Here is a 10,128-nt window from a genome sequence, read left to right as displayed (position 1 = left end):
CGCCGGGACCGCCCCCGCCGCCCATTCCGGGTCCGCCGCCGCCCGGGAACCCCTGGCGTCCGGTGGTGCCGGACGTTCCGGAGCCGCTCGTGGAGGACGCGACGACGACCTGGTCGCCCTCCTCCAGACCGGATTTGATCTCGGTGCCCTGATCACCCTTGACGCCGGTCTCGACCGTGAGGGTGCTCTGCACGCCGTCGCGGACGACGGTCACCATGCTCTGCCCGCCGGCCGTCCTGACCGCCGCGCTCGGGACGTAGAGGACGTCCTCCGCCTTGGCCACGGTGATCTCGACGGTCGCGGTCTGGCCGAGCCGGACCCCGGACGGGACGTCCCCGAGCGAGATCGTGGCGGGGAACTTCACCACGTTGTCGGTGGTCGTCGGCGACACCCCGATCGCGGTGATCTTGCCGGTGGCGGTCGTGCCGGTCAGCGCGTCGAACGAGATCGTCGCGGCCTGGCCGACCTTCAGCTTGGTCGTGTCCGCCTCGGTGAAATTGCCCTCGATCTGCAGGTGCTTGGTGTCGGCGATCTCGATGAAGCCCGACCCGGAGGAGGAGGACCACGAGGAAGAAGACGTGGACGAACCCCCCGGCGAAGATCCCCCGCCGGAGCTCGCCCCAGTGCCCGAGGCGGAGCCGGAGCCGCTGGAGCTGCCGCCGACCGTCCCGTTGACGGCGGTGACCGTCCCGGCGAACGGGGCCTTCAAGACAGTGCCCTCATAGGCGCGCAAAGCGGAGTTGTAGGCGTTCTTCGCCTGGACGTAGCCGGCGTAGCCCTTCTCCGACGACGTGTCGCCCTGGGCGGCGACGGCCAGGTTCGCCTTGGCGGCGTTGACGTTCTCCAGCGCCTCGGTCTGGTCGAGGCGGGCGAGGACCTCGCCTCCCGAGACCTTCTCGCCCGCCTTGACGTAGATCTTGGCGACCGTGCCGGACGCGCCGAACGACAGGGCGCGGCTCCGGGCGCTCGCCACGGAGCCGGACGCCGACACCGACGACTCCACGGTCCCCCGCCCAACGCGCGAGACCCGGGTGGACGCGGCGGCGCCGTCACCCCCGTCGCCGAGCGTGAGGTAGGCGGTGCCGACGCCCGCGACGAGCAGCACGCCGAGCGCGCCGTTGACGAGCAGCGTCCGGCGCTGAAACGGCCGATTCATGGAGGTGATGCTCTTGGGCCCGCATGTGGCTCTCGTGAGTCGTGAGTGAGAAACGGATGAGAGAGGCGCCGGGGGTCCGCGGCGTTGGCGGGCGGCGACAACCTCCGCCGCCGTCTTTGTCATCTGTCTTTACATCAACGAATGGAACATCCTGCGATGGTGTGATGCCTGTCGCTTTGGCGCTGGACGCCTTGAAAGGTCGCGCCTCCCTACGCGACCGTAGGTTACGCGAACGTAAGTTACCGGTCGGCAGGGAGGCAAGGTGATCAGTGCGGCGCGGTCACGCCCGAACACCAAGGCGGGCACAGGCAGACGGCGACGGGTCGCGGAGGCGGCCCGGGTCCTCACGACCCCGCTCCTGCCCGAGGACTACCTCGGCCTGGTCAACCCGCTGTGGTCGGCCACCGACCTGCGCGGACGCGTCGACGCCGTCCGCCACGAGGCGCCGTCCGCCGCGACGCTCGTGATCAGGCCCGGCCGGGCGTGGCGGGGGCACCGGCCGGGCCAGTGGGTCAGGATCGGCGCGGACATCGGCGGCGTCCGGCACTGGCGGACGTTCTCGCTGTCGTCCCCGCCCCGGCCGGACGGGCGGATCACCGTCACCGTCAAGGCCGCCCGCGACGGGTTCGTCTCCGCGCACCTCGTCAACGAGATCCGGCCCGGCGCGCTCGTCCACCTGGCCCCGGCGGACGGCGCGTTCGTGCTGCCCTCGCAGCTCCCCCGCAAGCTGCTCTTCATCACGGCCGGCAGCGGGATCACCCCGGTCATGGCCATGCTCCGCGCCCACGCCGGAGACGGCGCCGACATCGTCGTCCTGCACTCCGACCGGACGGCCGGGGACGTCATCTTCGGCGCCGAACTCCGCGCGATGACCGGCATGACCCTGCACGAGCGGCACACGTCCGCCGAGGGCAGGCTCAAGCCGTCCGAGCTACCTGAAGTCTGCCCCGACTGGGCGGAACGCGACACCTGGGCCTGCGGGCCCGGCGCGATGCTGGACGATCTCGCCGCGCACTGGGACGCCGCCGGGATCGCCGACCGGCTCCGCGTCGAACGCTTCCGGACCGTCCTGCACGGCGGCGGTGAGGGCGGGCGCGTCACGTTCACCAGGAGCGGCGTCGAGGCGGACGCCGACGGGAGCACGCCGCTCCTGGTCGCCGGCGAGGACGCGGGCGCGCTGCTGCCGAGCGGCTGCCGGATGGGCATCTGCCACGGCTGCGTCGGCGCGCTGCGCTCCGGCAAGGTCCGCGACCTGCGCACCGGCCGGGTGCACGGCGAGGAGGGCGAGATCGTCCAGACCTGCGTCTCGGCCGCCGCCGGCCCCGTGGAAATCGACCTCTGAGGCTCTGGGGGACCCACCATGACCGACCATCTGACGACCGCGGACTACGACACGATCGCCGCCGAACTGGACGCCCTCCGCGAGGAGGTCATGGCGGCGCTGGGCGAGCGCGACGCGTCCTACATCCACCGGGTGATCCGCTGGCAGCGCGGCCTGGAGATCACCGGGCGGGCGCTGCTGCTGGCGTCCTCGCTGCCGCCCGCCTGGGTCGCCGGGACCGCGACGCTCGCCGTCGCGAAGATCCTGGAGAACATGGAGATCGGGCACAACGTCATGCACGGCCAGTGGGACTGGATGCGCGACCCGAAGATCCACTCGACGAGCTGGGAGTGGGACAACGTCTCGCCCGCCGAGCAGTGGAAGCACTCGCACAACTTCGTCCACCACACGTTCACGAACGTCCTCGGCAAGGACAACGACGTCGGCTACGGCATCCTGCGCGTCGCGCCCGAGCAGCGGTGGAGCCCGGCGCACCTCCCGCAGCCCCTCTACAACCTGCTGCTCGCGATGTTCTTCGAGTACGGGGTGGCGGTGCACGACCTGGAGATCGACAAGATCCGGGCGGGGACGGCCGACCCGGCGGCCACCCGGGAGAAGCTGCGCCAGATCGGCCGCAAGATCGCCCGCCAGTGGGGCAAGGACTACCTGGCGTTCCCGCTGCTCAGCGGCCCGCAGTTCCTCTCCACGCTGACCGCGAACCTCACCGCCAACGTCGCCCGCAACGTCTGGGCCCACATGATCATCTTCTGCGGCCACTTCCCCGGCGACGTCGACGTCTTCGAGGAGGAGCGCCTCGACGGCGAGACGAAGGGCGAGTGGTACGTCCGGCAGCTGTGCGGCTCGGCCAACATCACCGGCGGGCCGCTGTTCCACCTGATGACCGGGAACCTCAGCCACCAGATCGAGCACCACCTGTTCCCCGACATGCCGAGCAACCGCTACGCCGAGGTCGCCCCGCGCATCCGCGCCCTGTGCGAGAAGTACGACCTGCCGTACCACACGGGCTCGCTGTCGAAGCAGGTCACGAGCACCTGGAAGAAGATCTTCCGCTACGCCCTCCCCGGCGGGCGGCCCGCCCCGGCCAAGGTCTGAACACGGCCAGGTCCGAACACGGCCAGGTCCGAACACGGCCGGGGACGGAGTCCGGGCGTCAGCCCAGGGCTTGGGCGACCGGCAGGTGGAGGCGGGACGGGTCGTTCGCGATCGGGGCGCCGTACTCCATGACCGTGGTGGTGAACGCGGGGCGGAGGCCGTGGTCCTCCGCCCACGCGATCAGTTCCGGGTGCCGGTGGTCGATGTCGAGCCGTATCGGGCCCCTGGGAGCGACCTCCTCCACCAGCGCGAGCGCGGTTTCGGCGTCCTGCGCGATGACGGGGCCGACGACGGCCTGGTCGTCGTTCCACCACGCGCCGCCGTAGCCGACCACACCGGTCTCGTCCCGGACGACCCGTAGCGTCTCGCAAAACTCCGGCAGGCCCTCGACCAACTGCGACCGGTCGGCACCGAACACCTCAGTGTCGAGCTGGTGCACATCGGGCAGGTCGTCCGCCTCCAGTGGGACGGACACGCCCTGCCCGGACGTCCCTCCCCACTCGCCCTTGTACGTCTTGCACACGCCCACAGAACGGAACCCAAGACGCTCATATAGAGGACGCCCGTACTCCGTGGCAGTCAGGCACAGGCTCGCCGTGCCCGAGTTGTCCATCGCGTGGCGCATCAGCCGCCCGCCCAGGCCGCGCCGCTCGAAACGCTTGGCGACCAGCACCATGCTGATGGCCGCGACGTCCTTGCCGTAGGGAGTCGACACCACCGTCCCGGCGAGCCCTCCCTCGCCGTCGTCGATCCCGTAGACGTCCCCCACCGAGAACAGGAACCGCCACTTGCGGTCCTCCGGCCCCCACTCGCGATCGGCCGCGAGCCGCTGGCAGGCCCCGAGCTCATCGATCCCTAGCAACCGCACAGTCCCGTCCATGGGCGGACGCTAGATCGGCCCGAGCGGCCCCCACAACCGATTTACCGGCGTCATGGGCTTCAGTACACGGAGACGCCGTAGGCGGAGAGGATCGGGCTGATCGGCTGGAAGAAGGACGTGCCGCCGCTGGCGCAGTCGCCGATGCCGCCGATGCCCAGGCCGACCGCGGTGGTGCCCGAGAAGTACGGCGCGCCCGGGGTGTCGCCCGGTTCGGTGCAGAGCGTCGTCCTGGCCAGGCCGGTGATCGTCCCCTCGGGGAAGCGGACGGTGATGTTGATCGCCGTCACGCTGCCGCACCGGACGCCGGTGGTGGGGCCGCTGCGGCACACGCGCTGGCCGACGACCGGGCTGCCCGCGGACGTGATGTCCTGGGAGCCGGGGTAGAGGCGTACGCTACCCGGCCGCTCCACCTGCGGCTCGACGTACCGGACGAGCGCGACGGCGATATTGCTGACCGCGACGACGGTCCCGAGTTCCGTGGTCAGCGCCGGGTCGGCGTACAGGATCAGCCCGACCTGCGCGCAGCCGCCCGCCGTGAGGAAGTAGTAGGTGCCGTTCTGGCGGACGTTGAAGCCGAGCGTGCAGCGGACGCCGTTGGCCCCGTAGACCGCCTGCCCGCCTTCCCCGCTCGGCGCGGCGGCGGGCGCGACAGGCGCGGCGTGGGCGGGTGCGGCGGGTGCGAGGACGCCCAGAACGGCGGCGACCACGGCCAGCGTGAAGATGCGGCGCATCACGTACCTCCTGTGGGAGCCCAGGATGGCGACTCCCCGGAATAGTGCGTAGGACCGGCCGCCACGGCAAGGGGACGAAGGTGCCAAGGTTCGCGGGGGCCGTATATCAGAATCACGATCACCCCAGGTGGGAGGGCGGTCTTGGAATGACCGCGACCCTGCGGGGGTTCTCCAGACCGTTCCATGGGACGGACGGGAACCGGGGCGGGTGAGACTTCCAGGATGACCGAAAGTCGGGACGAGTCCGGGCCGTTCGCCGGGCGGACCGCCTGGGCGCGCAGCCTGCGCACCCCGCTGCGGCAGTTCCTGCGCACCGAGACCGGCGGCGCGACGGTGCTGCTGGCCGCGACGCTCGCCGCGCTCATCTGGGCGAACGCGGACGCCGGATCCTACGAGCGGTTGTGGGGCACGGAGGCGTCCGTCACGTTCGGCGGCACCGGCATCTCGCAGGACCTGCGCGACTGGGTCAACGGCGGCCTGATGACGGTGTTCTTCTTCGTCGTCGGGCTGGAGGCGCGCCGCGAGTTCGACGTCGGCGAGCTGCGCGACCGGCGGCGGCTCGCGCTGCCGCTGGCCGCCGGGCTCGGCGGCATGATGGCGCCGATCGCGATCTACCTGGCGTTCAACGCGGGGCAGCCGACCGCGCACGGCTGGGGCATCGCGATGTCGACCGACACGGCGTTCGCGCTCGGCGTGCTGGCGCTGGTCGGGCGGCGCTTCCCGGCCCGGCTGCGCGCCTACCTGCTGACGGCGACCGTGGTGGACGACGTCGTCGCGCTCGCGGTCATCGGGATCTACTACAGCGAGGACGTGCACGCCCCGGCGCTGCTGGCGGCGCTCGGCGTGTTCGCGGTCATCGTCGCGATCCGCGCCGCCGGCGTCCGGCAGTTCGGCGTGTACGTGCTGCTGGGCGTGGGCGCGTGGGCGGCGCTGGAGTCGTCCGGGGTGGAGCCGGTGGTCATCGGGCTGGCCATGGGCCTGCTGACGTACGCGCATCCGGCCGCGCGCAGCGACCTGGAGCGCGCGTCGGAGGTCTTCCGGCTGTTCCGGGAGCAGCCGACGCCGGAGTACGCGCGGTCGGCGCAGACGAACGTGGCGGCGGCGATCTCGCCGAACGACCGCCTGCAACTGCTGATCCACCCGTGGACGAGCTACGTGATCGTCCCGCTGTTCGCGCTGGCCAACGCGGGGATCTCCATCAGCGGCGACTTCCTCGGCCGCGCGTTCACCTCCCCGGTCACGCTGGGCGTCCTGGTCGGCTACGTCGCGGGGAAGCCGGTCGGCATCCTCGGCTTCTCCTGGCTGGTCACGCGGCTCAGCCGGGGCCGGCTGCGGCCGCCGGTCGGCTGGGCGGCGGTCGCTGGCGGCGGCACCGTCGCCGGCGTCGGGTTCACCGTGGCGCTGCTGATCGCGGCGCTCACCTTCACCGGACCGCGGCTGGAGGAGGCGAAGATCGGCATCCTGTCGGCGGCGCTGGTCGCCACGGTCCTCACCTGGGCCGTCGTCCGCGCGACATGGCTGCTGCCGCCGGCCTGGCGGCTGCGGGCCCTGCTCGGCACGGCGGAGACGATCATCGACCTGGCCGCGCCCGTCGACTCCGAGCGCGACCACATCCGGGGCCCGGCCCGCGCCCCGGTCACCGTGGTCGAGTACGGCGACTTCGAATGCCCGTACTGCGGGCAGGCCGAGGACGTCATCCGGGAGCTGCTCGCCGACTACGGGGACGTCCGGTACGTGTGGCGGCACCTGCCGCTCACCGACGTCCACCCGCAGGCGCAGCTCGCGGCGCAGGCTGCGGAGGCGGCGGCCGAGCAGGGCGCGTTCTGGGAGATGCACGACCTGCTCCTCGACCGCCAGGACGCGCTTCAGCCGAAGGACCTCGTCCGCTACGCCGCCGAACTGGGCCTCGACGTCGACCGGTTCCGCGCCGACCTGCGCGCGAACGTGGGCACCGACCGCATCGCCGAGGACGTCGACTCCGCCGACCTGAGCGGCGTCTCCGGCACCCCGACGTTCTTCGTCAACGGCCGCCGCCACACCGGCGCCTACGACATCACGGCCCTCTCCGCGGCCGTCAAGACGGCCCGCAAGGCGATCGCCCTACGCTCCTGACCCCTCGTCGGGGTTGTACATGGCGTCGTGCTGCTGGCGCGGCGAGCACACCGAGGCGGACGGGCAGGAGCACCGCCGCGAGCCCACCTTCACCGTCACACGGTCACCGGGAACGTTGTACCCGATGACCTGCCCCTCGCCCTCGGGAGTACTGACGCGCGACCCCAGCCGCGGCGCCTTCTCCTTGAACTCCATGTAGAGCGGGTGCTCGTACTTGAGGCAGCACATGAGGCGGCCGCAGGCGCCGGCTATGCGGAGCGGGTTGACGGGGAGGTCCTGCTCCTTCGCCATGCGGACGGAGACGGGTTCGAAGTCCTTGAGGAAGGTGGCGCAGCACAGGTCGCGGCCGCAGGGGCCGATGCCGCCCTGGAGGCGGGCCTCGTCGCGGGGGCCGACCTGGCGGAGTTCGACGCGGGCCTTGATGCCGCGGGCCAGGTCGCGGACGAGGGCGCGGAAGTCGACGCGGTGCGGCGCGGTGGAGTAGATCTTGAAGACGTTGTCGTGGTCGAGGAAGTCGACGCCGATGACCTTCATCGGCAGCTCGTGCTTGCGGATGAGGCGCTTGGCGATCGAGCGGCCCTCGGCGCGGCGGCGGCGGTTGGTCTCGTCGCGGGCGAGGTGCTCCTCGGTGGCGGGGCCCGCGCACTCGGGCAGGCCGTCGATGTCGTCGGACACCCACTGGGGCGCCCACACGCACTCGGCGACCTCCGGGCCCGAGTCGGTCGGGACGAGCACCTTGTCGCCGACCTTCGGGGTGTGCGGGCCCGGGTCGAGGTAGTACAGGCGGCCGTAACGGGTGAAGCTGACGGCCATCACCATGCCCACGGTTTCGCTCCGTTCGCCCGGTTCCGTTGCTCCACGTTAGCCGTCCGGGCGCGTGCGTCACCAGACGGCGCCGGCTCAGCGGACGGCGCCGGCTCACCAGGTGGCGTCGGCGAGGTCCTTCGCGGGGACGGCGGGGCTGCCCAGCACGTACAGGTCGCCGGCGGTGACCATGATCGTCCCGCCGGGGACGGCCGGGTCGATGTCGGTCAGCGGGCCCGCCACCTTCTGCCGCCACAGCACCTTCACCGGCTTGCCCGCCAGGGTGAACGACTGGACGGTCAGCTGCGACTTCGCGACCGTCCCGGCGACGATGGTCTTGCCGTGGACGACGGCGTTGGAGCTGCCCTTGGGCAGCGTCATGACGGCCTTGCTGACCTTCAGGTTGCCGTCGGCGCCCTTGGTGTCGAGCATGCGGAGCTGGCTTTTGGCAGAGCCGACGGGCGTCCAGACGAAGGACAGTCCGGTGCCGGACCAGGAGAGGCTGTCGACGCGCCCAGGCGACTTCGTCGTCCAGGTCTTGCTGGTACCGCTGCTCAGGGACAGCACCGTCACGCGGCTCCGCTTGCCCGTGTAGGTGACGTAGGCGACGTGGTCGCCGGAGACGGCGATGTCCGACCAGGCGGTGGAGGTGCCGGGGACGGTCGCCTTCGGGATGTCCTTCAGGTCGTGCGGGTGCCCGTCGTCGTTCAGGTGGAGGCGCTGGAAGGTGACGGTGCGGTCGCCGTAGGACGCGACGATGTACGAGCCGTCCTTCGCGGCGGCGACGCGGTGGAAGACGCGGCCCGGCGGCGGAGCCACCGGCAGGCCCACGTTCGCGCCGGTGCGCACGTCGCGGACGAGCAGCGCCGTCCCCTCCGCGGTGACGCCGACGACGAAGCGGGGGTCGTTCCGGTCGGCCTTCGCGGCGGCGGCGGGCTTGGCCTCGCGCTCCTCGTCCGGGGCGTCCTGGCGGTTGTGCACCAGGTCGACACCGCCGCCGATGAACAGCGCCGCGGCCGCGGCCGCGGCGAGCGGAGCCAGGCTCTTCCATGAGCCGAGCCGCATCCCCGAGTCGTCGCGCCTGCCGTCGTCCATGGGTACGCCGTGCACCTGCCTCTCCACGCATGGGTTACCGCGTCGTTTCTATCTCATCTACGGGCATACAAAAACCCATGAAGCGGGAGTTACCACATCGACGCACAACGGCGGGCGCGCGGCGGTGCCGGAGCGTGAGGCACTACAGGACGACGGCGCGGGCGCGGCGGACCTCCTCTCACCTCTCCGGAGCAACGTCATCACGAAGCGTAACCAGCATGGCCAACACGGTTACAGAGAGTTCTCTCTTACTCAGCCGAGAGACGCGCGTGCGGCGTCCACGAGCGACGCCCGGTACGAGCCGCCGAACAGCGCCACATGGACGAGCAGCGGATGCAGCTGGTGCAGCGGGACGCGGGCGCGCCAGCCGTCCGCGAGCGGCGCCGCCTCGTCGTAGGCGGCCAGGACCGTGTCGAGGTGCGGCGTCCCGAAGAGCGCCATCATCGCGAGGTCGGTCTCCCGGTGCCCGCCGTGGGCGGCCGGGTCGATGAGCAGCGCGCGGCCGTCCGTCCACTGGACGTTCCCGGACCACAGGTCGCCGTGGATCCGGCTCGGCGGCTCCGGCGGCCCGGCCAGCTCCTCGATTTCCGCCATCACGCGCTCGATCAGCCGGACGTCGTCGTCCGACAGGTGCCGGGCGCCGAGGCGGAGGAACGGTTCGAGGCGGCGCTCGGCGTACCAGCGCGGCCAGCCGTCGCCGTCCGGGGTGTTGTCGAGCGGGAGGTCGGCGATGAAGCCGTCCCAGGGCGCGCCGTAGGCGTCCGGGCGGTTCCCGGTGTGCAGGGCCGCCAGCTCTCGGCCGAGCCGCTCGGCGGCCTCGCGGGACGGCGACGCCGACGGCAGCCACGGCAGGACGAGCATGCGGTCGTCCGCCGCGAGCACCTCCGGGACGGGCGTCCCCGGCCCCGCCTCGCCC

Annotated in this window: 9 protein-coding genes; 3 read left to right on the top strand and 6 right to left on the bottom strand. The window is 71.8% G+C overall.

Annotated features, from left to right (window positions below; translation table 11 throughout):
- A partial coding sequence (locus tag ETD96_RS33390; RefSeq protein ID WP_138640473.1) for an efflux RND transporter periplasmic adaptor subunit occupies positions 1–1,156 on the bottom strand: 1,156 nt, incomplete at its 3' end.
- Between the two features lie 262 nt (positions 1,157–1,418).
- Between ETD96_RS33390 and ETD96_RS33385 the strand changes: the two genes are divergently transcribed.
- The gene (locus ETD96_RS33385) at positions 1,419–2,498 is read left to right on the top strand and encodes a ferredoxin reductase (RefSeq protein WP_240808406.1); all 1,080 of its coding nucleotides are present in this window, start codon (positions 1,419–1,421) and stop codon (positions 2,496–2,498) included.
- Between the two features lie 18 nt (positions 2,499–2,516).
- The gene (locus ETD96_RS33380) at positions 2,517–3,590 is read left to right on the top strand and encodes a fatty acid desaturase family protein (protein ID WP_138640472.1); all 1,074 of its coding nucleotides are present in this window, start codon (positions 2,517–2,519) and stop codon (positions 3,588–3,590) included.
- A gap of 58 nt (positions 3,591–3,648) precedes the next feature.
- Here the strand turns inward: ETD96_RS33380 and ETD96_RS33375 are convergent, their stop codons facing one another.
- The gene (locus ETD96_RS33375) at positions 3,649–4,470 is read right to left on the bottom strand and encodes a GNAT family N-acetyltransferase (RefSeq protein ID WP_138640471.1); all 822 of its coding nucleotides are present in this window, start codon (positions 4,468–4,470) and stop codon (positions 3,649–3,651) included.
- Positions 4,471–4,529: 59 nt separating this feature from the next.
- Positions 4,530–5,201 (bottom strand): S1 family peptidase, encoded by a 672-nt coding sequence (locus tag ETD96_RS33370; RefSeq protein WP_138640470.1) that lies wholly within the window; start codon positions 5,199–5,201, stop codon positions 4,530–4,532.
- A 222-nt stretch (positions 5,202–5,423) separates the two neighbouring features.
- On the opposite strand from ETD96_RS33370, the gene nhaA reads away from it, so the two are divergent.
- Complete coding sequence (gene nhaA, locus ETD96_RS33365; protein WP_138640469.1) at positions 5,424–7,313, top strand: Na+/H+ antiporter NhaA; 1,890 nt, start codon at positions 5,424–5,426, stop codon at positions 7,311–7,313.
- Here nhaA and ETD96_RS33360 read toward each other — a convergent pair.
- The 3 genes from ETD96_RS33360 to ETD96_RS33350 all read right to left on the bottom strand — a co-directional run.
- Positions 7,302–8,132, bottom strand: coding sequence for a PSP1 domain-containing protein (locus ETD96_RS33360; protein ID WP_138640474.1), 831 nt, complete (start codon positions 8,130–8,132; stop codon positions 7,302–7,304). The genes nhaA and ETD96_RS33360 overlap by 12 nt on opposite strands.
- Before the next feature lie 99 nt (positions 8,133–8,231).
- On the bottom strand, positions 8,232–9,227 hold the full coding sequence (locus ETD96_RS33355) for a hypothetical protein (RefSeq protein WP_138640468.1): 996 nt from the start codon (positions 9,225–9,227) through the stop codon (positions 8,232–8,234).
- A 237-nt stretch (positions 9,228–9,464) separates the two neighbouring features.
- Positions 9,465–10,128 (bottom strand): fructosamine kinase family protein (locus ETD96_RS33350; RefSeq protein WP_138640467.1); only part of this gene is annotated, 664 nt, incomplete at its 5' end.

Origin of the sequence: Actinomadura geliboluensis (assembly GCF_005889745.1) — a bacterium.
GTDB classification, from domain to species: Bacteria; Actinomycetota; Actinomycetes; order Streptosporangiales; family Streptosporangiaceae; genus Spirillospora; species Spirillospora geliboluensis.
The sequence above is the reverse complement of the archived record's forward strand: the minus strand, read 5'-3'. Positions and strand labels throughout refer to the sequence as shown.

What these genes read in the sequence shown, in the direction of transcription:
- ETD96_RS33380 (WP_138640472.1), top strand. Translation starts at nt 2,517, where the DNA reads ATGACCGACCATCTGACGACCGCGGACTACGACACGATCGCCGCCGAA.
- ETD96_RS33375 (WP_138640471.1), bottom strand. Translation starts at nt 4,470, where the DNA reads ATGGACGGGACTGTGCGGTTGCTAGGGATCGATGAGCTCGGGGCCTGC.
- ETD96_RS33370 (WP_138640470.1), bottom strand. Translation starts at nt 5,201, where the DNA reads ATGCGCCGCATCTTCACGCTGGCCGTGGTCGCCGCCGTTCTGGGCGTC.
- nhaA (WP_138640469.1), top strand. Translation starts at nt 5,424, where the DNA reads ATGACCGAAAGTCGGGACGAGTCCGGGCCGTTCGCCGGGCGGACCGCC.
- ETD96_RS33360 (WP_138640474.1), bottom strand. Translation starts at nt 8,132, where the DNA reads ATGGTGATGGCCGTCAGCTTCACCCGTTACGGCCGCCTGTACTACCTC.